The organism is Bacteroides fragilis NCTC 9343 (assembly GCF_000025985.1).
Classification (GTDB): Bacteria; Bacteroidota; Bacteroidia; order Bacteroidales; family Bacteroidaceae; genus Bacteroides; species Bacteroides fragilis.
In genome coordinates this window covers 2,171,891-2,197,066 of sequence record NC_003228.3, presented here as the reverse complement: position 1 = coordinate 2,197,066, position 25,176 = coordinate 2,171,891, and the positions used below count along the sequence as shown (strand labels likewise).

The 25,176-nt window shown below is 47.1% G+C and carries 20 protein-coding genes and 2 tRNA genes; 3 read left to right on the top strand and 19 right to left on the bottom strand.

Features of this window, described 5'->3' with window-relative positions; translation table 11 throughout:
* Positions 1-76: 76 nt before the first annotated feature.
* Complete coding sequence (locus BF9343_RS08765; protein WP_005786789.1) at positions 77-523, bottom strand: hypothetical protein; 447 nt, start codon at positions 521-523, stop codon at positions 77-79.
* A gap of 463 nt (positions 524-986) precedes the next feature.
* Between BF9343_RS08765 and BF9343_RS24110 the strand changes: the two genes are divergently transcribed.
* Complete coding sequence (locus BF9343_RS24110) at positions 987-1,121, top strand: hypothetical protein (protein ID WP_255021165.1); 135 nt, start codon at positions 987-989, stop codon at positions 1,119-1,121.
* Positions 1,122-1,168: 47 nt separating this feature from the next.
* Here BF9343_RS24110 and BF9343_RS08760 read toward each other — a convergent pair whose 3' ends face one another.
* The 3 genes from BF9343_RS08760 to BF9343_RS08750 form a co-directional block, all read right to left on the bottom strand.
* Positions 1,169-2,530 carry an MATE family efflux transporter gene (locus tag BF9343_RS08760; RefSeq protein WP_005786787.1) on the bottom strand — a complete coding sequence of 454 codons (1,362 nt, stop codon included), beginning with the start codon at positions 2,528-2,530 and terminating at the stop codon, positions 1,169-1,171.
* A 58-nt stretch (positions 2,531-2,588) separates the two neighbouring features.
* Positions 2,589-2,660, bottom strand: a tRNA-Glu gene (locus BF9343_RS08755).
* Between the two features lie 78 nt (positions 2,661-2,738).
* A tRNA-Ser gene (locus tag BF9343_RS08750) sits at positions 2,739-2,825 on the bottom strand.
* Between the two features lie 277 nt (positions 2,826-3,102).
* On the opposite strand from BF9343_RS08750, the gene BF9343_RS08745 reads away from it, so the two are divergent.
* Positions 3,103-3,684 carry a Crp/Fnr family transcriptional regulator gene (locus tag BF9343_RS08745; protein ID WP_005786786.1) on the top strand — a complete coding sequence of 194 codons (582 nt, stop codon included), beginning with the start codon at positions 3,103-3,105 and terminating at the stop codon, positions 3,682-3,684.
* Between the two features lie 172 nt (positions 3,685-3,856).
* Here BF9343_RS08745 and BF9343_RS08740 read toward each other — a convergent pair whose 3' ends face one another.
* The 6 genes from BF9343_RS08740 to BF9343_RS08715 all read right to left on the bottom strand — a co-directional run bounded on the left by BF9343_RS08740 (position 3,857) and on the right by BF9343_RS08715 (position 11,798).
* Positions 3,857-4,618 carry a creatininase family protein gene (locus BF9343_RS08740; protein ID WP_005794868.1) on the bottom strand — a complete coding sequence of 254 codons (762 nt, stop codon included), beginning with the start codon at positions 4,616-4,618 and terminating at the stop codon, positions 3,857-3,859.
* 59 nt (positions 4,619-4,677) lie between these two features.
* Entirely contained in the window at positions 4,678-6,969 is a 2,292-nt protein-coding gene (locus tag BF9343_RS08735; protein ID WP_010992735.1) for a TonB-dependent receptor, read from the bottom strand.
* Positions 6,970-7,172: 203 nt separating this feature from the next.
* A complete protein-coding gene (locus tag BF9343_RS08730; protein ID WP_010992734.1) occupies positions 7,173-7,511 on the bottom strand; it encodes a hypothetical protein in 339 nt (112 codons plus the stop codon).
* Between the two features lie 37 nt (positions 7,512-7,548).
* Complete coding sequence (locus BF9343_RS08725; protein WP_005786777.1) at positions 7,549-8,022, bottom strand: GAF domain-containing protein; 474 nt, start codon at positions 8,020-8,022, stop codon at positions 7,549-7,551.
* 6 nt (positions 8,023-8,028) lie between these two features.
* Entirely contained in the window at positions 8,029-9,768 is a 1,740-nt protein-coding gene (locus BF9343_RS08720; RefSeq protein WP_005794875.1) for a bifunctional metallophosphatase/5'-nucleotidase, read from the bottom strand.
* 116 nt (positions 9,769-9,884) lie between these two features.
* Positions 9,885-11,798 (bottom strand): sensor histidine kinase, encoded by a 1,914-nt coding sequence (locus BF9343_RS08715; protein ID WP_005786772.1) that lies wholly within the window; start codon positions 11,796-11,798, stop codon positions 9,885-9,887.
* 117 nt (positions 11,799-11,915) lie between these two features.
* Here BF9343_RS08715 and BF9343_RS08710 point away from each other — a divergent pair, with 117 nt between their 5' ends.
* A complete protein-coding gene (locus BF9343_RS08710) occupies positions 11,916-14,039 on the top strand; it encodes a Tex family protein (protein WP_010992732.1) in 2,124 nt (707 codons plus the stop codon).
* A gap of 133 nt (positions 14,040-14,172) precedes the next feature.
* Here the strand turns inward: BF9343_RS08710 and BF9343_RS08705 are convergent, their stop codons facing one another.
* The 9 genes from BF9343_RS08705 to BF9343_RS08665 form a co-directional block, all read right to left on the bottom strand.
* Positions 14,173-15,156, bottom strand: coding sequence for a DUF5106 domain-containing protein (locus BF9343_RS08705; RefSeq protein ID WP_010992731.1), 984 nt, complete (start codon positions 15,154-15,156; stop codon positions 14,173-14,175).
* A 41-nt stretch (positions 15,157-15,197) separates the two neighbouring features.
* Positions 15,198-15,566 carry a hypothetical protein gene (locus BF9343_RS08700; RefSeq protein WP_005794883.1) on the bottom strand — a complete coding sequence of 123 codons (369 nt, stop codon included), beginning with the start codon at positions 15,564-15,566 and terminating at the stop codon, positions 15,198-15,200.
* 5 nt (positions 15,567-15,571) lie between these two features.
* Positions 15,572-17,572 carry a BACON domain-containing protein gene (locus tag BF9343_RS08695; protein WP_010992730.1) on the bottom strand — a complete coding sequence of 667 codons (2,001 nt, stop codon included), beginning with the start codon at positions 17,570-17,572 and terminating at the stop codon, positions 15,572-15,574.
* 136 nt (positions 17,573-17,708) lie between these two features.
* A complete protein-coding gene (locus BF9343_RS08690) occupies positions 17,709-18,893 on the bottom strand; it encodes an OmpA family protein (protein WP_010992729.1) in 1,185 nt (394 codons plus the stop codon).
* 94 nt (positions 18,894-18,987) lie between these two features.
* Positions 18,988-19,935: a fimbrillin family protein gene (locus tag BF9343_RS08685; protein ID WP_010992728.1), complete on the bottom strand. Its 948-nt coding sequence runs from the start codon at positions 19,933-19,935 to the stop codon at positions 18,988-18,990.
* 12 nt (positions 19,936-19,947) lie between these two features.
* On the bottom strand, positions 19,948-21,480 hold the full coding sequence (locus BF9343_RS08680) for a hypothetical protein (RefSeq protein WP_010992727.1): 1,533 nt from the start codon (positions 21,478-21,480) through the stop codon (positions 19,948-19,950).
* A gap of 40 nt (positions 21,481-21,520) precedes the next feature.
* Positions 21,521-22,477 (bottom strand): fimbrillin family protein, encoded by a 957-nt coding sequence (locus BF9343_RS08675; RefSeq protein ID WP_041926208.1) that lies wholly within the window; start codon positions 22,475-22,477, stop codon positions 21,521-21,523.
* On the bottom strand, positions 22,474-23,544 hold the full coding sequence (locus BF9343_RS08670) for a fimbrillin family protein (protein ID WP_010992725.1): 1,071 nt from the start codon (positions 23,542-23,544) through the stop codon (positions 22,474-22,476). Before BF9343_RS08670 ends, BF9343_RS08675 begins: the two co-directional genes overlap by 4 nt.
* 43 nt (positions 23,545-23,587) lie before the next feature.
* Positions 23,588-25,159: a fimbrillin family protein gene (locus tag BF9343_RS08665; RefSeq protein WP_010992724.1), complete on the bottom strand. Its 1,572-nt coding sequence runs from the start codon at positions 25,157-25,159 to the stop codon at positions 23,588-23,590.
* Between the last annotated feature and the right edge of the window lie 17 nt (positions 25,160-25,176).

Here is a 25,176-nt window from a genome sequence, read left to right as displayed (position 1 = left end):
AAAACACTGAAAAGACGGATTGACATATATCAAGAATATATCAATCCGCCTGCAATTATCTATATAAAAGTTTAGGTTATCTCACTCCGGTAAAGTCAACATAATTATCGTGTCCATCCAGGTATCCGCTCAGCACATTCCCTCGAATCCAGACATCGTCGAGATAAGAGACATCACCGGGACCATATACCATCCGAAGGGAGTATTGCGAACGGTCCTCCCAATTCCAGGTAAAGGAGTACACCGATTCGGAATAACGTCCGTTGGGATATTCCACCCGGATATAATCTTCTCCATGGCGATCGAGATAAAAATTCAGTTCCTGATAGCAATAGTTCCCGTCGGCATCATAAAACGTATCTGCCCAGGGACGACTGCAAAGATCAAGGGATTTATTATAGTACGAACCACCGATATTGTCATCATCATAAAAGTCATCGATCTCAATCTCACAAGAAGTAAGATTTATCATTGCCACTGCCAGCAGAAACAATTTTAAGTATTTAAAAGTTAAAGTCTTCATATCGTATAGTTTTTAGTTATATCAGTTTGATGTGAACAAAAGTAGGGAAAGAAATGATTTGCATGAAAAGAAAAAACCTACATCTGCAGAGGGAATCGCCTAAATAAAAGAGGGAAACAGGACAAAGAAGGCAGAAAGCTCTAAAAAGGACACATCAAATGTTAACAAGAAAAACAGATTTACTAAATAACGTTACAAAATTACGATTTATACCCGGATAATTTGCCGATATTCTCCAAATCCGTATATTTGCAATGTGTTTTTCATAGTATTAGATTTAAGGTTAACAAAGATTGGTTGCTCGTGAGAGTAGCCTTTTTTTATGCCCTTTCCTCCGGATCAGCTTCAGACTATCCTGACCACCCTCTCCCTCCTTCTGTACACTACTGTTTCATAAGAATTTAAGAACATCTTCCTGCTAAAAGGTGCTTGTAGAAAGAAATCCCCATTTATACTTCTCCGAATGACGACAACGGGTATGGATGGAAAAGCGACTGTCATCTTACATAATTATGAAGATAAAAAGTATCCGGCCGTATTGCATGGTAACAGGCTGTGGTTACGGCCTTATGAAGCCATTGCCTGGAAGCTTACTTAGTGTAAATCTACTCTTGACGCCTCCCCTTGTTGTATTACAGGATTTCGTCAGGAACGGACCGTCAATTTATTCATGATCCTTGGGAACTGAACCGCAAAGATGACCGTACAACAAATGGCTGCCGCAGCATCCGATATTGCTTCGGCAGCATATACCCCCATCACTCCCATCAGGTATGGAAGCATAAGGGCCAGGGGAATCAACAGGATCACCTTACGAAGTAATGCAATAAAGATAGAAACCTTGGCCTGCCCCAATGCGACAAACATATTCTGGCACGCACGCTGCAACCCGAAAATAGTCATCCCCGCCAAAAAGACAGGCATCACCTGTACTACGGTTTCTATCAACTTTTCGTCAGAAGTAAAGGCCGAAGCAATCACAGAGGGAAACAAAATCATCAGCAGGATCAAAACGAGATTGAACAGAAACATAAAGGTCATCACTATTTTGAAGCATTCCTTCACTCTTTCTCGGTTTCCATGACCATAATTATAACTTACGATGGGTACGAATCCCAATGCGAAGCCGGCAAGGGGAACACTGACAAAAAGCATGGCACTCTGCATGATTGTCAATGCACTCACATAGATATCACCGAATGTCTTCAATGAACCGTTCAGCACAAATCCTACCAAGCTTTCGGTACTTGCCATAATAAACGGTGAGGCTCCCAACGCCAATATAGCTCCAACAACCTTCCGGTCCAACCTCATATAACGAGGCTCGAGCCGCAAAGAAGCACGCCGGGATGTCAGAAAGAACAATACCCAGCCAGCACTGCAAGCCTGTGAAATAATAGTGGCAAGCGCAGCTCCTTTCACTCCCCAATCAAAGACAAAAATAAACAGAGGATCGAGCAAGATATTAAGCAACGCTCCAATAACAATCGACAGCATAGCGATGCCAGGACGTCCCTGTGTATTAATAAAAGTATTCAACCCGACAGAGACTTCGACAAAAAGGGTACCGATAAGATAAATCGAAAGATAAGCCGTTGCGTACCCGAGCGTCTGTTCCGAAGCACCGGTAAACAAAAGAATCGGTTCCATAAACAAATAAGATAAGCCGGACGTCAGAAGTGTAAAAAACAGCAATAACACGAAGCCATTACCCAATATTTTTCCGGCATGGGTACGGTTGCCCTGCCCTAACGCTATGGCTGCAAGAGGCGCACCTCCCCCGGCCACAATAGCCGAAAAAGCTGAAATCAAAATAATCAGAGAACCTGCCACCCCGATACCTGCAAGTGCTTGAGTACCGATTCCCGGGATATGCCCGATATAGATGCGGTCCACAATATTATAGAGCAAATTTACGATTTGTGCAATTACCGCAGGAAGTGCCATCCTGAACACAAGTGGCAACATACGGTCCGTACCAAGCCTCTCTTCATATTTATCATTCATAACCAAGATGCAATAAAAAAGCCTTTTACGCTACCGTAAAAGGCTGATTATCATATAGTAGTGGGTACGAGAATCGAACTCGTATTACATGCGTGAGAGGCATGTGTCCTAACCGTTAGACGAACCCACCCGATTGAAAATTAGATTCAAAAAAGAGCTAAGCAATAAACTCAGCTCTTCTTTGTCATCTTAAAGTTGAGATTTGGTGCGGAAGCTGGGGGATTCGAACCCCCGGTACGGTTACCCGTACGTCAGTTTAGCAAACTGGTGGTTTCAGCCACTCACCCAAACTTCCTTTTTAACCGCATTTCCTCTCAAATGCGATGCAAAGATAGAGGGAACTTTTGAACTACGCAAATCTTTCTGCAACATTTTTTTCAAGGATTTTATGCGAAATAAGTTAACCGGCTAAGTTTCAAATGTTAAAGGAGAGAACTTTTTTTTCATACACTTCTTCCTCCGGCCGGACATCGGAGTAAAACGAATCTTTTTACTTTGAAAAATTGATTTATATCAACCGATTTTCGTACTTTTGCCCCGCAATCTATAATAACTTATCAATATATAACATAATGGAAAACCTGAAAGAGACAGTGGATATTGTTGTAAACTCCAGATATCCGGAGATGAACAGAGAGGGACGAGAACTACTGGCACAGGTCTTGATACGCAAAGAGCTGGAAAAGGGTGAAATGTTGTTGAACGAAGGACAAATAAGCCGCCACATGGTTTTTGTCGGTAAAGGGATGTTGCGGCAATTTTATTATAAAAACGGAAAAGATGTCACCGAGCACTTCTCATACGAAGGATGTATCCTGATGTGCATCGAAAGCCTGTTAAAACAAGAACCTACCCACCTGATGGCTGAAGCATTGGAACCGGCGGTAGTATATATGCTCCCTTATGACGTCCTGCAAAAGTTGCTGGAACAATCCAAAGAAATCAATGCTTTCTATCGTAAGGTACTGGAATACTCACTCATCGTATCGCAAATAAAGGCCGATTCATGGCGTTTCGAAACAGCACGCGAACGCTACAACCTACTCTTGCACCATCATCCGGAGATCATCAAACGAGCTCCGTTATCACACATTGCATCCTACCTGCTGATGACCCCGGAAACACTCAGTCGTGTTCGTTCGGGAGTACTGTAAAAAACATTTTTTGATTTATATCAAAACGTAATTCAACTACATGCTGTATTTTTGCAGCAGTTAATAAATAGGTTGTTTTTTATAGGAATAAAGATTAGTTTTTAGGTAACAATTAAAAAAACAGGCAGCGTCAACTATTTGACGCTGCCTGTTTTTTATCAGACACTTTCCATCATTCATATAGATCATGCTGTGCCATTTCTTCAAAAAGTCCGGCGAGTTTCTCTACGATCGGTTTCACATAACGCTCTCCTTTTTCCGCTGTTGCTTTTTTCGGGTTTCCTACACCACTGTCTACTGTTGCTTTGTCCCAATGACGAGGTACCCAAGCTACTTTTTCGTTCAGCGAAGCAATGGCAAACGGTTTCGATTCGCCATCACCGGCCTCAGCCAGATTCACCAGTTCCGGATGATAGTGCATCATCACGGAAGTTTCCGATTCTCCGGCATGGTCGTCAATCTCCGCTTCAAAATAGCCTTTGGGCGACACCACCTCAAACCAGTTTGCGGCAGCAATCAGAAAGTCGGGATATTCAAAAGCAAGGTCACGAATCATCCCTTTAAAATTATTCCCTCCGTGTCCACTCAAAATCAACAGCTTACGAAATCCTTGTACATGAAGGGACGATACGATGTCTTCCAGAATAGCCTGCTGGGTGGCATATCGGGTATGGATACAGAACGGCAATTCACGCTGCCCGGGATTATGCGCTCCGAAAGGTACGGGCGGCATCACCATGCAACGGACACCCGAACGGCTAAGTGCCAGTTCGGCTGCCTCCACGGCAATATCATGGGGGAGAATGCAATCGGTGAGATACGGCAAATGTAAATTATGGGGTTCCGTAGCTCCCCACGGCAAAATAATAACATCATATTTCAGCTCTTTCACCTTACCAAGGCAGGATACTGAAAGATCTACTTCTTTATTCATGGTCTTCTGTTTTTAGAATTCAAATGTGATATCACAAAGATATGAATAAAATCAGAAACTTAGTTCATAATCTTTATCCCCACAAAATAAGTCCTCGGCTGAGTCGGTCCGTAGAAGTAACCTGCATCCCGGAATTCTCCCTTGTCCAGATCCTTCTGGAAGCTATTAAATATATTCTGTACTCCTCCGTTTACCTGCATTTTGATATGATCTTTCAGCACAAAAGTATAATTCAGTTTCAGGTTGAGATCCATGAATTGCGGAGTGTGCTCCATGCGTGACTTCTCGATGTATCCGGCCATGTGCGGCACAATCATCTTACCGGTATAAGTACCCGAAAGCGAGAAATCGAAATTCTTTAATGGTGCCGACGTAAAAGTGAAATAACCGTAGTAGTCCGGCGTACGGGGCATGCGTTTCGTAGTCTGCTCTTCTTCTCCTTCACTGGTCCATACTTCCGCCCGGTTATATCTGCTGCGCTGCACCGTAAATCCCAACTGCAACTGCGCTTCGCGTCCGTGGGCTACCTTTGCATCCAGATTGACACCATATACTTTGGCCCCGCTGCCGTTCCGGCGCTCTTTTATCTTATCTCCGTTTTGGTCCTCACCGATATCTTCGAGCACAAATACATGATGTAAATCCGTATAAAACCCTTCGAGAAGAATGTTTGACTGCCAGTGCCCCATCGGGAACGACCAATCCACCGAACCGCTGAAACTGTTGGAGCGCTCTTCACGAAGTCCGTCGGCCAACCGGATCTGTACTCCTTCACCCCCCACAGCCGTTACGTGCAAGTCTTCATCGTATGCTTGTGGTGCCCGGAATCCGGTAGAGTATGTCAGACGTGCCTGCAAATTATCGTTCGGTTTATATAAGAAATTCACACGCGGGCTAAAAATCGGATGATCGATCAGGTTATGCTTGTCCAGACGTGCCCCTACAAGCATCGTCCAGCGGTTCAACCGCCATTCGTTCTGTACAAAGCCTCCGGCAATACGCACATCCTGCTGCATGTCGCGGTGATATCCCGTCATCACATCGTGTAGTGAGTTGCTCTGATACTCTACACCGCCGGTAAACGTAGCCGGAGCAAAAAGACAGCGGTCCATGTTGCCCACATACATACCTCCCACTACCCAAGTCAGATCGTTTGTCTTACCATAAGCATTCATGTCTTTCTGTGCTCCGTAATAGCTGTTGCGATCCGTATGCTGGACAGAACCGTATACGGACATTTTATGCTTCTCGCCCCAGTAACGATCGTAACTCACTCCTCCACTATTGATGATATGTTTCGTTTGTTCAGTAATATCCGCCTCGTGGGGTTGCAAATTGAACTTATTTCCTCCCCGCCGGAATTCGTTTGTCGTGTGATACTCCACATTGATACGGCTAAAATAGTTAGGACGATAATAAGCACGCATCCCAAATGTATTCATATTTAGCTTACCGAGTTCCGAAAAACCGTCTCCGTCGGCATCATAAGGATTCCGGTTACGATAGGTCTCGTACAGGGCGATGCCGTACGAATTGTCTTTTGCCACCAAAGAAACGTTTCCTCCCATATATTGCTCCCACGACTTGCCATTCATATTAGACATCGTGCTTGCCACCTGGAAAGAATTATTAATCGGGTCTTTCGTGATAATATTGATCGTTCCTCCTACGGCATTGGCACCGAACAGCGCCGAACCACCACCGCGTACCACTTCCACACGTTCGATCATGTTTACCGGAATCTGTTCCAGCCCGTACACTCCCGAGAGAGCGCTGATGATAGGACGGCTGTTAATCAGGATTTGCGAGTAAGGACCTTCCAACCCATTGATACGCACCTGTGGGAAACCGCAATTCTGGCAATTGTTCTCCACCCGAAGCCCCGACTGGAAGTTCAACGATTTAGCCAGATCAGTAGAGTTCACCGTCTCAAACAGTTTAGCGCTCATCACGTTTACGACCACCGGTGCCGCCTTTCGGCTCACCTCGTTCCGGTTGGCCGAAACCACCACTTCATCTGTCGTAAAACTTACTTCTTCCATTTGGAAATGAACCACGGACGTAGCCTCTGCACTGACCGTAATTGTTTTTTCCTGTGTTTTATACCCCATCACCTGTACACGGAGCGTATATTTACCGGCAGCCAGTTTACGGAATTCAAATTGTCCTTCCTCATTGGACACCGCACCGCGGTTGGTTCCCAAAATCATCACTGTTGCGAATGGGATACTTTCTTCAGTGCCCTTCACAATAACGTGTCCGGCAATCATATTACCTTCTTTAATCGGATTGACCGCATACGAACTCATGCTTACACAAGCAAGCACAAGCATAACTATATAATGTTTCATTCTTTTTTGTTAGCCATAAAAGACGAATCAGCAGTACCACATGAACACACTTACACACAGTGCCCGCCTTTTGGAAGCATTATGTTCACTCCCAAATACTGATTCGCAGTAGTATATTTAAATGTAAATGAGTAAAAGAAAAGAGGAGAGCATAGCCCACCACCGATTATGTGGTGAATGCGAATTTTGACATATCCCCATTTTTAAGCAAACTCTGCCGGAGGGGCCCGCAGAGAAATCACCTGCAGATGTGTTCCGGCCGTCACCGGTATACTCTCCGGTATCTCTACGGTGAACAGAATCGGGCGTTCGGGTGTAAAATCATAATGCACATCGACTTCCAAAGAATGGAATGCGGCAAAATGTGCAATAACAATAATGTTGGAAGCAGTATGCGAGTGGGTACCTTTGTAGGGATGAGAGTGAGCTATCATCACACCGTTCACGTAATGCACATGAGTAAACATTGTAATGCTTACCTGGTACGTTACGAACAGCGTCAATAACAGAAACGATAATAGAATCTTTTTGATGTGTCCCACCTACTATACTCTTATTTTGAGGCGGCAAAGATAGTCATTATTTTGATAAATAGCCGCACATTTCTTCCAGATATTTCCGATCTGTTTCATCAAAGAAATTCAATAGATCGCTGTCTATGTCCAGCACTCCCCATACCTCACCGTCTTTTATCAGCGGAACCACTATTTCCGATCGGGATAACGAACTGCAAGCAATATGTCCCGGAAAAACTTCCACATCCGGCACCAACAGCGTGGCACCCTCCTGCCAGGCAGTACCGCAAACTCCTTTGCCTTTCCGGATACGCGTGCAAGCCACCGGACCTTGGAACGGGCCCAGTACCAACTGATCCTGCTTCACCAAATAAAAACCCACCCAGAAAAAGTCAAAAGCCTCCTTCAGGGCAGCAGCCACATTGGCCAAATTGGCCACTAAATCCACCTCGCCCTCTATCAGGGATCTCACCTGAGGTAGCAAAGAGAGGTATTGCTCCTCTTTGCTACCCGATATAAATGTCAGTTCTTCAGCCATATTATTTTATTTTCCACCAAACAGATATTCATAATCTCTCTCTGCGGCAGGTTTCACCCACTCTTCTGGTACAAATTTCCATTGGTTCAGCGCACGCGGATCAAGCGTACCTTTCTTCTCGATATACTGCATCAGATAGAAACGGAGGTCCTTGTCCGTAGAGAAGATAATACGCTCTTTCAGTTTCTCCTGCGGGATTCCCGATCCTTTTGTCAGCAGTTCTCCCCCGCCGTTGCCACGATAAGAGTTCAGCGCCACTTTGTAGATATGATCCATCCGGAACGGAGAACCGTCCGCCATACTGACAATAGTCACTTTTTCTCCCTTCGGTCGGGTCACATCCACTGTGTAGATAATTCCCGCAGCCGAATCGAAATTAAAACTAAAATTCTGGAACGAAGCCCGGTCTTCGGCACCTGCCCTACGTTTTTCTTTCAGCCACAACAAGTGGTCTTCGGGAGATTTCATCCGGTTCGTCCACATATAATAGGACTCTTCCAGGAAGTCTTTAATCTCTTTGCCCGACAACTTCATCACATAAAGCATATTTTCGTACTTATACAGATTGAACATGTCGCTCACACGAATATCTCCTTTCTTTATCTCTGCATCGAAAGATAACGGAGCGGCAAACGAAATATCCGCTCCCGAAATATCGAGTTGCAACGAATGGATAAAATCAATAAATGCCGACGAACCGAAATAGGCGGGACGGGTAGACAGATCTTCTGTAAATACCCCGATCTTCTTAGATACAAACTTCTCAACCGCCCCGTATTGCAATGCGAAATGTCTCATAAAGGACTCGCTGACTCCGTATTCTTTTGTATCCGTCAGCACACCGTCTATCTGTTTGCTCACCACTTTACCGTCTTTCAACTTTAAAGTCACGTCAATGTCCGACACTACGATTCCGTTGCTTGCCGGATCGATCACCAGTACGGAGTCGCCTGCCACATTCACCACCTTCTTGCACTCCCGCGCATGGTCGTGCCCCATCAGCACCATATCAAATCCCGGTACATTCTTCGCCACATTCAGCGAAGCATTCTCGTTATACTTGCCTGACATCACAAAAGCATCTTGTCCGGCATGAAACAACCCGATCACCAGATCCGGATTTTCTTTCTCACGAATGACTTTCATCCACTTCCGTGCTGTCTCTTCCATATCGTCAAACCGCAGTCCCTGCCACAGATTCTCTGACAACCACGCGGGAATAGCCGGCGTAATCATTCCCAGCACCACAATCTTCACTCCGTCGCGCTCCAACACCCGATAAGGAGGAAGATGGGTCTCTCCCGTAGCCGTTTCAACGATGTTTGCCCCCAGCACCGGGAAATTGCACTCACCAATCCAGCGGTCGAATACAGCGCGTCCTGTTTCCACATCATGATTTCCCATGTTCCCGGCGTCGTATCCCATAAAATTCATCATCTCGGCACATACGTGAGGCGCCACTGTATCTATATAATTATAATAGTACGCCGAAGGCTGTCCTTGCAGAATATCTCCGTTATCCAGCAATATAAGGTTTTCCTTATACACCTCCCGGTTCTTTTGCACCAATGCATATACACGTGCAAGACTTCCGCCCCACTCCTTTTGTGTAATGAAGTTATATGGAAAGTAATTACCATGTACATCACTGGTCTGCACAATTTTCAGTTTCACCTCTCTCTCTTGTGCCGGCAACACACATACCAGGCAGAGCAAGAAAGCATACATACAAATCAATCTTTTCATCATAATCATGTTTTAAATTTGATTCACCACCAAATAACACTGAGTCCCACCGGGAGAATTTAAATAGGGAATGAACTCTGTAAGACTCTGTGTGACCCTGTGGTAGTCTCTTTTTCTTATAACGGGTGCGAAACCACAAATCTCGCCCCACCTTCATAATCCGGGTCGATCCAGATATCGCCACCCCATTTATCTACCGTGAGTTTACAGATTGAGAGTCCCAATCCGGTTCCCTGCGCATACTCGTTCAGCTTCTCGAACCGTTCGAACACCTGTTTCTGTTTCTCCTTCGGAATGCCGCATCCGGTATCCGCCACCGCAAACAACACCCGATTCTTCTCCTTCTCAACCTCAAACTGCAATGTGATCGTACCATTCTTGGTGAACTTCGCCGCATTGGTCAGCAGATTGATAAGCACTTGCTGTAAGCGTTGAATATCTGTCTGAAGAACAAAGGAGTCGGTCTTTGTCTCAAAAACAAACCGGTTACCCGATTCCCTGCGGGACATCTCCACCGACGATAATGCCTGCCTGCACAGTTGAACCACATCGCAGTCTTCCGGTGTCAGTATCACCTTGTTCGCCTCCAGCCTCGACAGATCGAGTATATCATTAATCAGTCGTAACAGCAGGTCGGAGTTCGACTGGATAATTCTGAAATAATTCCGCTGATCCTCTTCCGAGCTCCCACCCGAAGCCAGCACATCCGAGAATCCTACAATCGCATTCAGGGGTGTTCGTATCTCATGACTCATATTGGCAAGAAAAGCACTCTTCAGCCGGTTCGACTCCTCCGCCCGGTCCTTCGCTTCATACAAAGCAACTTGCGAACGCTCCAGATCGTCTTTCAACCGCTTTGTCCGCAGATAGAAATAGATAGAAACCAGCAATCCTATCACCAGAATGCAGAGGACACCTACGCCCACCCAAATCTGATACCGGTACTGTTTATAGAAAGAGGGTGATTCATTGACCAACTTTACCTTCATCGGCAAAGCAGCCACGTCTATCTTCTGTTCCTTCACTTTCTTACTGTCCAGCAACGCTTCCGTACCCACTACTTCTACCCGCATATTCGGATCTTCAGGATTATCCAACAACTTGACCGCCTCCTCCGCCAATCCCTTACCGAACGTCCGGAAAACAGGAACCACTCCGCCTACGGCCCAATAACCCAGACCGATGGAAGTAGCCGTAAACGTCGGTACATCCGGAATCGCCTCCATCATCGAATACGTAGCATTGCGCATAAAATAGCCTTCGTTCTTGTCCACTCTCCAAGTGCCTAACAGAACGGCCGTATGCTTCGGCAATTTCCGAAGTTCATCCACAATAGTATAAATGGTATGTTCGCGCCCGTCCAGCAAAATCAGGTTCATATCCGGAAACTGTTTCATTTCCTTTCGCACATGAGCTTGCAAAGTGACGCCACCGTAAGTATTGTCGGATATAAAAGCAATATTCTTCGTATCGGGATAGATTGCCCGGATCATGCGGATGTTCGACGCGATGTCGTATTCGTACAGAAAACCGCCGCATACCTGGTGCTTCAGACTGTCTTCATAAAAATCGGAGGATTCCGGCATCCAGTGTGCCAGATCTTTCCCGTCGTCCGGCAAAAGCACCACGTTCCTGCTGGTCAGTGCGCACATTACCGGCACTTCTCCTGTCACCGAGTCATTCAGCGACAGATAAGACGCCCACGCCTCCTGTCCGAACAGAATGATCAGCGCCGGTTCCTGGCTTCCCCGATATTTATCCAGAATATTCTCCATCACTCCCTTCCAGCGGGGAAAGTCTGAGAAACTCTTACAGTTCATGTTTTCAATGACCACTCCCCGTTTGCCCCCCAACCTCTGATATTCGTCCATAAAGTCGGATACATTGGCAGAAGTCGGATACGCTCCCGGATTGTACGAACAGATCATCAGTATGGGTTTCTCACCGGTAGCAGCATGTCCTGCCATGGGAGGACAGCAACCAATAACTAACAGAAGTAAATAAAGAATATATTTGAACGATACCGGCATATTCATCTGTTTTAGAGTGTGTGTATCCGTTTTTTTATGCCCGCAAAGATAGTAAAAGTTGATGGTTATAGCAGATTTATTGCGTACATTTGTCGCTCAATGTCCTAAAAATAGTTTATGGAAATTTTTCACAAAATGATTTCGGCAGCACTCAACCTGCCGGAAAAGCAGATCAGTAATACTCTCGGGCTGTTAGCCGAGGGAGCCACTATCCCTTTCATCAGCCGCTACCGTAAAGAAATCACCGGCGGACTCGACGAAGTGCAGATAGAATCTATCAAAACGCAGTACGATAAACTCTCAGAACTCGCCAAACGCAAAGAGACCATTCTCGGCACCATCGGCGAGCAAGGCAAACTGACGCCTGAGTTGCGGCAACGCATCGATGCCACCTGGGATGCCACCGCTCTTGAAGATATCTACCTGCCCTACAAGCCTAAACGCAAGACCCGCGCCGAAGCTGCCCGCCAGAAAGGACTCGAACCTCTGGCTCTGCTACTGATGATGCAGCGCGAGAACAACCTGGGCTCCCGTATTCCTGCGTTCGTCAAAGGCGATGTCAAAGACGCAGAGGATGCTCTGAAAGGTGCCCGCGACATTATCGCCGAGCAGATGAGCGAAGACGAACGTGCCCGTAATGCAGTGCGTAATCTCTTTGCCCGCCAGGCTGTCATCAGCGCTAAAGTAGTGAAGGGTAAAGACGAAGAGGCCGCCAAATACCGGGACTATTTCGACTTCTCTTCTCCCTTGAAACGCTGCACCTCCCATCGCCTGCTGGCCATCCGCCGTGCCGAGGCCGAAGGTTTGCTGAAAGTCAGCATTACCCCCGACGATGACGAATGCCTCGAACGGCTCGACCGCCAGTTTGTCCGTAGCAATAACGAATGTGGCCGCCAGGTGGCAGAAGCCGTACAGGATGCCTACCGCCGTCTGCTGAAACCTTCCATCGAAACCGAATTTGCCTCCCTCAGTAAAGAACAGGCCGATGACGAAGCGATCCGGGTCTTTGCCGAAAACCTGCGCCAACTGCTTCTTGCCCCACCCTTGGGACAAAAACGGGTAATGGGTATCGATCCCGGCTTTCGCACCGGTTGTAAGGTGGTCTGCCTCGATGCACAAGGCAATCTCGTACACAATGAAAACATCTATCCTCACCCGCCGGTAGACAAGAAAACCGAAGCGGCTTCGAAACTCCGCAAAATGATTGAAGCTTACAAGATAGAGGCCATCGCCATCGGTAACGGAACTGCCAGCCGCGAAACGGAAAATTTCGTCACGCACCAACAGTTCGACCGTCCCGTGCAGGTGTTTGTTGTCAGTGAACAGGGTGCTTCCATCTACTCGGCCTCCAAAACGGCCCGTGACGAGTTTCCCGATTATGATGTCACCGTCCGTGGGGCCGTCTCCATCGCTCGCCGGCTGATGGATCCGCTGGCGGAACTGGTCAAGATCGATCCTAAGTCCATCGGTGTCGGCCAATACCAGCATGATGTAGACCAGACCAAATTGAAAAAATCACTCGACCAGACAGTGGAGAACTGTGTCAACCAGGTAGGTGTCAATCTCAACACAGCCAGCAGTCATCTGCTCACCTACATTTCCGGTCTGGGTCCGCAACTGGCACAGAACATTGTAGCCTACCGCGCTGCCAACGGTGCCTTTGCCTCACGTAAAGAGTTGATGAAAGTGCCCCGCATGGGAGCTAAAGCTTTTGAACAATGCGCCGGATTCCTCCGTATCGCCGGAGGAGAGAATCCGTTGGACAACACCGCTGTGCATCCCGAAAGTTATGGGATCGTGCAACAGATGGCCAAAGATCTGTCATGTACTGTTCCTCAACTGATTGCCGACAAATCGTTGCGTACCCGTATCGAAATGGAAAAGTATATCACCCCCACCGTAGGACTCCCTACCTTGAAGGATATTCTGCAAGAGCTCGACAAACCGGGACGCGACCCGCGCGATACCATTCAGGTATTTGAGTTCGACCGTAACGTGCGCACCATCAACGACCTCCGCGAAGGGATGACTCTACCCGGTATTGTCAGCAACATCACCAACTTCGGAGCTTTTGTCGATATAGGCATCAAGGAGAACGGGCTTGTCCATCTCTCCCAGCTTGCCAACCGATTCATCACCGATCCCACCGAAGTGGTCTCCATTCACCAACACGTCACGGTGAAAGTACTGAGCATAGACCTCGAACGGAAACGGATACAGTTGACGATGAAGGAGGAGTAAACCGGTTTAAAATAATCAAAAGCCCCGGTCTCTCTTCCGGTGATTCCTGACAAGAATAAACGACAACCACTGTTGTACATACTTTTATCGGAAGAGAGTACCGGGGCAATCTGCAAACTTGTGTTATCTAATATCACTTTCCGGCCTGTGTCGCCAGATAGTCTATCAACTGTTCCATCGAAGTATCTTTGAGTATCACCCGTTTCCGCCCGTCAAGCAGATAGATAGTCGGCGTAGCGCGGATATCGTAAAGTTGCCGGGTTCGGATATCACCTGCTTTGTTCCAGCCCACGATCCATCCCTGCGGCATATACACTGCCTTTGTCGCCCACTCTTCCCTGTTTTCGTCAGGATAGATAGCCAGCACCCGCAGTGTCCCGTTTTCCACCATCTCAACGAAAGCAGGTATTTCAGCAAATAACTTCTCAAACTTCCGGCAATTCGAACAGTCCGGATCGTAAAAGAACAACATCGTATATTGGGCTTTCAGCCTGCTCATCCGACTATTGTCACCATGTACCGTGACATATGTAAAATCCGCCGCTTTCATTCCCGGGCGATTCTTATGTGCCTGCTTCAATCGGTCTGCCGGACGGATCTTCTCCCATTCCTGCAATCTGTCCGATTGCAGCATCTGTTCCAGTACCGCGATGTAAAAGTCTTCGTTGCGCATCGGTGAATTCGGCTCGTTGAGATACTTTTCTCCCAGCAGGCAAAAGCGCCGGTATGCCGTACTGTCTGCCTCCATCCGTACCATCATGGTATGCAATGCCTTTCGCCCGGTCTCAGGTTCGACATACTTCAGCGCATCGATAAAGTCAACATACAACTGCTCCGTGTCTCCACTATTCACCCATGCCGTATCACCTGTCAGATAACCATCCCAATAATGTTTCACGTAGTAGACCGCACGTTCCGCAGGATCGGTCATTATCTGTGGTAAATCCGGCCGTGTATAATGCACCACATGCAGCGTGTCTGCCGCCACCTTCTCTTTCCATTCGCTCCCGTCTCCTCCCGCACAGGCTTTCACCATCCCCAGGCCCAGACAAATCACCATCAACGCTATTGAGGATACCGTCAATATAAATGCCATTAAATTCTTCTTCGCATTCATTTTGCTTATGTTTATTTCTGCACCGCAGAATTACTCGTTCCTTATCTTCTCCACCTTCCTCGTACCACCCACCGCATAGGCAGTACATACACCTTTTTTTCATCTCCTTTCAGTATCACCGCAGGACGATACTCACCCGGCTTCAACTCCGGTAAAGCCACAACCACCTTCCCCTCAGAGTACCTATACACAAGCCTGATATCGATCACCTGTTCCGGTTTGGCATGTGTCACCAGGCACAATCTGATATTCTCCAACGCATAACGGTTCAGATTGTAACCCGAAACAACAATCGGTGCCTGCGATGTAATAGTCCCGTCTCTCAGCCCGCTCAGCGGATCGTATACTCCGGTTATCTCCGGAATGTCGACACCTCCCCACACCTCCTCGATCTTTCTTATCTCTACCATATCTTTCAAAGTTTATCGTTAACCATTTGTCGTTCATCGTTGAAAATGCTTCTCACCGGAAACCCATATTTTTTCATATCGTGCATCAGATACATCTGCCGGCTGGGTTCCACGCAGAGCGAATAACCATATACCGGGCTTTGGCTGCTCCCCGTCCAGTAGCGATGCCCATGCGGAATCACAATCCGGCAGCCGTTGATGTGACTCCGGTGTCCGCACAGCGGCAGATACACCGGTACTCCGTCGTCACTCAGAAGGCAGATATTCGTCCGGTCCTCCTCCCGTTGAAGCTCCATCGGAGCAGCGGGACTGTTCATCAGCGCCTCCATTTCGATACGCGATGGTAGCCGCCACCCCTCCGGCGAAGGGTCCAACTCATTAATCCGTGCAGGACTCTCTGCCGTGCCATCGTACCAACTGCCGCGACAGGGCATAAAGTTCTCCTCCCATCGATCAGTAGGACAGCCAAACTGAAAATACGTACCCCGATTAAGCGTGGTATCCACTTCCAACCCCAACGGGATGGCTACCTGTGCTAATTTCCCGCCTGCCGCCAGATTACGGTCCAGCCAATATTTACCCCGGATACGTACGTAACCACCTTGATAAATAAGGATATCGCGTACCACGCCCGTATCATTCACCAACGAGAGTACCGTATGACGCGCTGCCGGAAATCCACCACGCACCCGGTATCCGGCATTAGAATGCACCTTCACCGTGAACCGTCCGTCATAATGTCCTTGCAACAGTTCGGGTTCACTCACCTCCACCCAGTCCGCCGCCTTGTCACTCACGATGCGCCATGACTGATTACTGTCCACACACACGATGTACGTCCTCACTCCCTCCTCCTCCCGATAGTCCGGTGGTGTCTCTATCACCCTGCTATGGCGTGCGCAAGGATCCTCCGGCGGATATTCTATATAATAGTCAAAGCAGACACCCTGCATCAATAGCAGATCAGTTGTCTGGCTGAAAGGATATGTCCCCGTCTCGAGTGTCAGTACCAGCGAGCGCGAACGCACACTGGCAGGTTTCGCTTCAAGGTGCACTTTCAAGTTCTGGCTTCCTTTTTGTTGCAGGCCTACGGGCGGATAGACCGAATACCAACATCCGCCGTCGTTAGCGTTGGCGCTCCTCACACACCAGCATGCCTGTTCGTTGTCGGGGATAACGGTTAGCGTCACCGCCTCGTTCTTTCGCCCGGTACTGACGTAGAGCCGGCGACTGACCGTCAACGTGGGATGAATGCCCATCACTTGCTGACGCACCTTGAGCAAATGTACTCCCTCACCGTTCCCTATTTCAATGGTTGCCTCCCGTTCCACGGCAGAAAAGTTGGTACGAAACTGCACCAACAACCGGTCCCCCTCACGGCGCACGGCAAGCCAGTTGTCCGGTTCACCTTCTGCATAATGCACGCTTCCCGTATTCCATTGTTCGCTACACCCCTTCAACTCCACCGGAAGCTCCTTTGCCATTGCGTCCGTAATCACTTCAGTCGGAAGCAATGCATTCAGTGTGGCAGAATCGACTTTTTCAATTTCCTCGTCTGTTTCCGTACCGACCACTATCAACTCCAACGATGTGCCATGAATAATCTCCTGCAGTCCCGTTTCAGCAATACAGATGCCGGCATGACCGGCAAACAGGCGGGACACATCATCACGATGATGTATCCCGCTCAGGCAGAGCGCATGGGGTGTAAACAGCACACAGAAGTTCAACATTCCTTCTTGTACGGTACAACGCAACCGCCACCTTTTTCTCCGTTTCAGTACATCCGCCTCAGGGTACTTGCGCACCAGATATCCTCGTCGGTCAAAAACCAACAAGACCGCTCTCCGGCACTCTTCCGACAAATCATCCGTTCGCTTCAGAATCAGATGCACCGGCCATTCACGGGCAAGATGCACTTTTCGGTTCACCCGCCAATACTTCACGGCATTGTATGTCATCCCCGAAGCGATAAACGCCATTGTTGCTATTTCCGCTATATCCATAACTTTCGTCAGTTTGTGTTTTCCATTTTGATTTTCACCACAGTTTACACCGATTCTTTATTATCCTTTATTTAGCGAAACCACACGGAGAGAAAAAAACGAATCCATGTGAATCTGTGTATTCTGCGGTGAACCTTTACTTACTTTGCAGGAAGCGCAGTGCCCTTCCTGCCGGCACACTTCCTCCCGCCTGTGCCAAGCTCAGGTAGACTTCCGCCTTTCCCCGGTCACCTTCAAGCAGGCAAAGAATACCCATGTTACACCCGGCTTCAGGCAGGGTGGCAAAGCGTTGCAGATATTTCCGGGCACGCTCCGTATCGCGGCGCAACAAGGCTACTCCGGCAGCGTTGATGCATGCCACCGGACTATCCGGATAAAGACGCCCCGCCAAGTCCATCAAGTCATTGAATTCAGCCGAACCTACGGCATGTGCTTCTGCCAAGCGGCAGAAGTCCGCCACCGAGAATGCTTCCAGTTTGCCCGAAGTAACAACCGACACCCCTTCTGTCATGCCTATCGACGGCTGTGTCGCGATGCTTCCGTCCACGTAGGTTACCTCGTACTCAATGCGACGTAACCTCCCGAAAAAAGCCGACGACAAATAGTGGTAGGCAGTCCCACCGGCCAAATCCATCAGCATTCGTTCACGACCATCCACTACATCCACTGTACGGATAATATCGAGTACGGACTCTTTGAATGCCATCTCCGACCCAACTATCAGATCGGTCAATCCTTTCCAATCCTCCGCTATCCAGTTCACCTCAAAAGGCACTGTGCCGAAGCTTTTCTCCCGCCGAATATAATCTTTCAATGCCAGTGCTCGTTGTAAACCCAGACGTTCGTTCGCCCGATAGTCACCGTCCGGAGCCGTATAACCTGTCAAACGAATACCTTCCAGACTCACACCCGGTGTTTCTCTAAGCGGACGTGTCACAGCCAAAAGTTTGTAAACAGCTTCTACAAAGTTACGCTCATCATACTTCGTCTTCTGCCCACGACTGTAATCCAGCACGATGCTGCCACTCACAGTCTGCCGCACCTCCTCAACCTTCGGTGCCTCCGTAGCCGAAGGCGACAAAAAGCCTACCCACGAGAGCAGCATGCTGTCCGTAGGCAGGTCAACTTTCACCTCGCATACGGACAAAGGGCGTACCGAGGTAGACTTTCGAGTACCCACCGGGGTTATTTTCTGTCGTACGTTTCGTTTGTTGTTCACTGCCGACGCCGCTTTTTTTTCCGGCGAGTCGGCACCGGTCCCCGCTCCTGCCATGCCCGGAAGCAACAGCAGACACAAGACCATGCTCAGTTCTCTTTTCATCTTATCTATCTAAAATCAATTTATTAAAAGGTGTGGATAGCCCGTATAAACCTCACACTTAGCGAGCCTCTCCTATCATTTATTATCAGTCATTTTAAACCACACTTGGAGTATTATTCTGAATGGGATTCTTCGGATCATCCCCCGACGTATACCCGTTGTCGGTTACACCCGCACTCGGAACAATCTGCACATCATTGATTGTCAATGTAACATGATAGTATCCTCCTGCATTCAATGTACCGCCAAACGCAGTAACCGTGACCGTACGGACTTCACCATCTACCGTTACCGAAATGGTCAATTTATTATCAGTCAAAGATTGCGGAGGAAGTAAATATTCATAAACTTGGTTCCCGGATGCAATTTCTACATTCGGATTGTGTACATATCCCTCCGCCGCAGGGGTCCCTTCGGTAATCGTGCCGGTAGTTATATCGACTTGCCGCTGAAGATAAAAATTGGTTGAATTATTCTTCAACACTATGTTTTCGATTTTACATTTACGGCCTGACATCACATTCGTCCCCCGGACAAATGTAAGTTTCAATCGGGCATACGCATGTTTCATATCAATAAATCGCACTCCTTTATGATCATTATTTATCATGCCTGATCCATCTGCAGACGTAGCGCTACCGTAACACATATCTTTAGCTGCATCATAAATTTGGGCAACCAAAATCGCCTTCGTAGTGTTATCGGCAAATGATACAGACTGATAAGGATAATATGCGTACAGGCTCGCCGAACGGTGATCCACCAGTATTTCTGTAGTAGCCGTCCAACCGGCTGCACCGTCGTAACTATAGGGAGCATCATACTGAGGTGGATATCCATTAGCGTTCGTACGGAAAATACCCAATTTATAAATATCAGTATTGATGACTCCGCGTGTGGACACTCTCGTACTCAAAGAAGCTTCCATAACCCCGATAGGCACTTGTCTATCGGTTGGGATAGGTCCTTCTTCCTCCTTCCCGCAAGAGAAAAAGAGGAATAGACTTAATGAAAGCAAACAACATTCTAATACCTGTTTCATAGAATATACCATTTATCGTTTAACACATCTTATCGTTCTGCCATCAGGCCGCGCCCAACTGTTGTCTATACCGGCACTATTATTACCTTGCATAGCATTAAGCCCTTTGGCTGTTTTTCCGGAAGGAGTCCGGGACCAATAAAAAGCCCAAGCTCCGTTTTTCGATATAGTATTGTTTATTGTAGTAGAGGACTGATCCCGGCTTCCCAAAGCAAGCAGGAATACCCCATTGTTCCCTCCGAACCAAAAACCTTTAGGAGAGCCGCTATAGGTAACTCCCGCATTAATCAGATCTTGTAGTTGTCCATCAGAAGGTGTTTCCCAAGTACCGGGAGGGACTACTTGATAACAGGGGTCATTGGCCGTAGAATAATTCCCACTATTATATTTACCTACACCGATATCAAGAGTATTCCATCCGATGAATCCTCCTTCTGTCGCACCACCATGATAATTTGACTGAGAAGCCTCAAAGTAGAAATTAGATCCGCTTTTATAAAGATTTCCCCTTGCCCATTTATAGCTCCTCACTGAAATATAATTTGGCACAATGCTAACCGTTATCTTATAATTACCGGCTGCACTGAATATACGGCTTGTAGCACTAACCGTAATAGCGTTATTCATTTGTCCGTTACCGATTTTTAAAGTAGTAAACTTAATCGTAAGCGTACGGTTGGTTTGAGGAAGCACCTTATACACATTACTATTCACCGTGGTAGCATTCGGATTAGTCCATGCCACGTTCAATGTCCCGCTTGTCCCCGTTACAGGAAGAGTTGTCTGGCTCGCATTCCAGGTCACAGGGCTGTTGCTAAGTCCCGAGATAGTTGCCGCACACTGCTGAACCGTATTATTATTAAACTCTTTAGCCACTACACACAACTGAAGTTGGGCACACTGCCTTGAAAAACTAATGCCGCTCAACAGGCATTGCCCGCTTGCATCGGCCTTTACATCTACCCCGGTCTTCTGACACAACATGAAATCCTGGTTATGCGTCACTGTCGTCGACCAATTACCGGACAAAGCAGCCGGAGCAGAATTGGTTCCGTATGAATAGAAGACAAACGCATACGTCCCGGGCCTTAACACCCACTGTCCGGAAACAGCTGCGGGAGTGGCTGTATTCGCTACAATCGAGGCAATACCGGAAGCATTGGTACTATAAACCGCTGTACCCGCATAATTAGCAGCCGTTATGGAATTGTTTTTATAAGCTACAACCCGAAACTGCATATTGGCCATATTGCCACGCGTCTGTACCGGATTAACGGGAAGTAAAGATTCAATTGTCGTTTCTACATCATAGCCCGAATCATAAGTACTGTCCAAAGGCTGCACTATCTTTGTCAAAATCTCTCCGGAACGGGTAACCGCACCACCCGGAAACTCATCTACCCCATCCACTTTTACGTTGATAGGCACCATCTCCCCATCTCCTTCTATCGGATCATGATGTCCCGAAGGAAATCTTTCATCTTCCTCCCTGTCACACCCTGTCACTGTAAGCAAAATCAAGAACAAAGAACATGAACAAGCCATTAGGCGAATCATACTTTTAAGTATTCCCGTTTGCGTCCTGTCAATTGTGCATCTCATATTTATAATCAAAATTAGTATTCCCTTGAGTCCCGTAATCATTCACTGTCAAAGCATCCGTAAGTACCATCTGTATATCTGTAATCGTCAGAGATACATTGTAGTACGACCCGGCATCCAACGAACTGCCCAATCCCGCAATATTCAAAAAACGCACTTCGTCGTCCACCGTCACAAGAACTGTTAATGTATTGCCGGCAAGTGGCTGCGGAGGCAACAAGAAGTCATAGCTCGATTGCCCCCCAATCGCTATACTCACATTCGGATTATAAACATAACCTGTTGTCACGGCAGTTCCTTCGGTTGCACCGGCTGCCGTGGTGATATCCAAATGACGTTGCGGATAAAAATCGGTATTATTAGATTTTAAAGTAATATTCTTTATATTACATGCCTTACTCTTATCATAATTCGTTCCACGCAGCAATGTCAGTTTGAGCCGGGCATAAGCGTGTTTCATAGCTGTAAACTCCACTTCCGGAGCATCATTATTGATCATGCTTGCACTCCCCACAGGTATCCCCTTCCCATAGCACATATCTTTATCCGCACTGTAAAGTTGCGCATTCAGGACGGCTGTTGTCGTATTGTCTACAAAGGAAACGGATTGATAAGGATAATAAGCATACAAACTCACCTCTCGATGATCCACCTTCACTTCTGTAGAAGCCGTCCATCCGGTTGCTGTATACGTATAAGGCGCATCATACTGAGGAGGGTAACCTTTGTCACCGGTACGAAACAGTCCCAATTGATAAGTGGCGTTAGCAATCAGCCCACGTGTAGTCTCCGCACCGTATTCAGGAACGGCAACAGTCGATATTCCTATAGGAATCTGCCTGTCGGATAATATTTCGGATGAAGTGTCCGTTGTAATCTCTGCCCCGCATGATATACACAATCCGCACATGGCAATAAAAAACATACTATTAATTTTCATGACCAAAAACAGTTTAAAACAGAATTTGTATGTATAGTAGCCTCACCTATCAAGTCTCCCGAAGCAGTGGTTGGCGCAGGCCAGTCAATAGTAGAAACCCCATCCGGAGCAATGACGATTCCATGCGCTCCTTGTACGGTGATCTCAATCAAGTATTTTTTCCCGGCTTTCAATTGAGATAATTTAGAACGCGGAATCCCCAATGTATATACGTCACCATCCACTGTAAGGTCTACTTTCATGCCACAGTCAGCTACTCCCAGAATGGTTCCGATCGATCCTAATGTGCAAGGTACGATAAGAAAGCCCACCTCTACATAATCAGTTTCCAGTTCCGGAATCGTTTCGTCCACTTTCTCAGCGATTCCCGGCTCCGGGGTGGATGCATTGCCGGCATAAGTTCCGTTTGTAATATCCAGTGTTGTATATGTCAATACATTAGACACTTTTACTTTAGACAACTTAGCCGCTTTGGTATACAAATGCCTGTTTATCCGAAAAACGACCCAGCTATAAGCATGATCCATATTTAAGAAAGAAATATCTACAGGAACTTTACTTCCTGCAGGCTGAGCAAAACTGGTCTCATCGGTTGCCCCGGTTCCCTTCCCATAGCACAAATCCTTTGCAGCCGAATACAGTCTTGACTTTAGAGGGATGGCTGTCCGATCCGTATAATCCAATCCGTTTTCCTTATCGGCATGATAAGGATAGACTGCCCATAGGTTTGCAAAAACTCCTTCGGCCAGTGACACTGTGTTTTCATCGTCAATCGGCGTCCACTTCCCTGTCACCTTGGTATATTTACAGTTATTCCTGTCCGAGTATTTTCGGGTACTACCAGCTCCATTCGCCGCCACATCATCCGTCAAAAAGACACCGATAGAATCCCCCTCTCCTATCGTAGCACGAGTATTGACCTTATGCGGTTCGATTACACTCACGCTATTGATGACACAAGGTACGGTGGCATAATCGGGTATACCATCCGTATTGTCATCTTGGTTGCAGGCGACCAAAATCAGTAGCAAACACCAAATCCTGATCAGATCATTTAGATTATTCATTATTCTTTTTTTACGATATTAGACTTCACCATTTTCATAATTTTCATCTTTTGACGCATCTTATCGGGAATCCGTCCCAATACCAATAATAGTTATTCTTAACAGCATAGCTCTGATTAAACTCCAGATAATAGCAACGCTTACCACTGGCACCCGTACTGCTTCTGTAATACCCCGTTTCAGGCCAATAGTTTACATTATTCTTACCTCTGTTTCCCATTGCGGGCAGAAAAACCTTATTACCGCCAAAATATCCTCCCCTCTTACCATCCAGATATCCAGACCTATATCCACTATTTCCCAAATTTTGTAACTGGTTGGCAGTCGGAGTACACCATGTTCCTCGGGGAGCAACCTGATAGCAAGGATCATTATCGGAAGAAAAGGAGCTTCCTCCATACGTGTTATTAGTGGAAGAGAGAGTATTCCAGCCGAAAAAAGATCCACCTTGTGTACCACTGTGATAACCACTTTGTGAGGACTCAAAATAAAAATTACTCCCACTCTTGTAAACATTCCCTTTTGCCCACGTAGCTCCCCCCACAGTAATACCGTTTCCTGTTATCTTAACAGTTATCTTATAATTACCTCCTGCCGCAAATTGACGCCCGGAGGCATTCACCGTCACACGGTTATTATATTGTATATTACCAATTCGCAAAGTCGTGAGCTTAATGGTTAACGTACGGCTGCTCTGTGGCAGCACCTTATATACATTACTATTAACCGTAGCCGCATTCAAGCTGCTCCAGGAAAAGTTTACAGCTCCTCCTGTGCCGCCTGTTGAAAGGGCTGTCTGACCGGCATTCCAGGTTATGTTGTTACTATTCAGGTTGGATACAGTGGCTGCACATTGTTGAACCGTATTATTAGTAAAATCATTGGCCGTGACAGCCAGTTGGAGCAAAGCGCACTGACGCGTAAAGCTGATTCCTCCCAATGTAAACTCTCCTCTATCATCGGGAGCTACTACAACTTCTTCTTTCCGGCAAAGCATAAAATCCTGATTGTGCGAAACAGTTGCAGACCAATTACCGGATAACATAGCCGGTGCGCTATTCAGTCCATAAGAATAGCACACAAAAGTATATGTGCCCGGCCCCAATATCCATTGTCCGGCACTATTGACAGGAGTAGCTGTCTTGGCTACAATAGCTGCGACTCCCGAACCATTTGTCTTATAAACAGCTGTCCCCGCATAATGATCGGCAGACGAAGCATCTGTTCTGTAAGCCACCACACGAAACTGTACATTGCCCAAGTTGGCACGGGTCGACACAATATTCTCTAATGGAATTGATTCCACTGTTGTCTCTACATCATATCCGGTATCATAAGTAGAATCCAAAGGCTGTACCAGGCGGGCAACAGTTTCTCCTGAACGCGTCACTGCCCCTCCGTAAAATTGATCAACCCCGTCCACACTCAACTGTATCGGAATCATCCGGCTTTCATCCACGGAGGGATGTTCCTCCTCCGGAGACGATGGATAAAACGTATCACTGTCCTGAGTGCAACTCACTGCGAAAAGAGAAAATGCCAGGCTTAAACCAATCATTTCCATGTACCGTCTCGTTCCGCCATTTACTTTTAGTTTATCTTTCAGTTGTATCATCTTTATCCTCCGTTTAT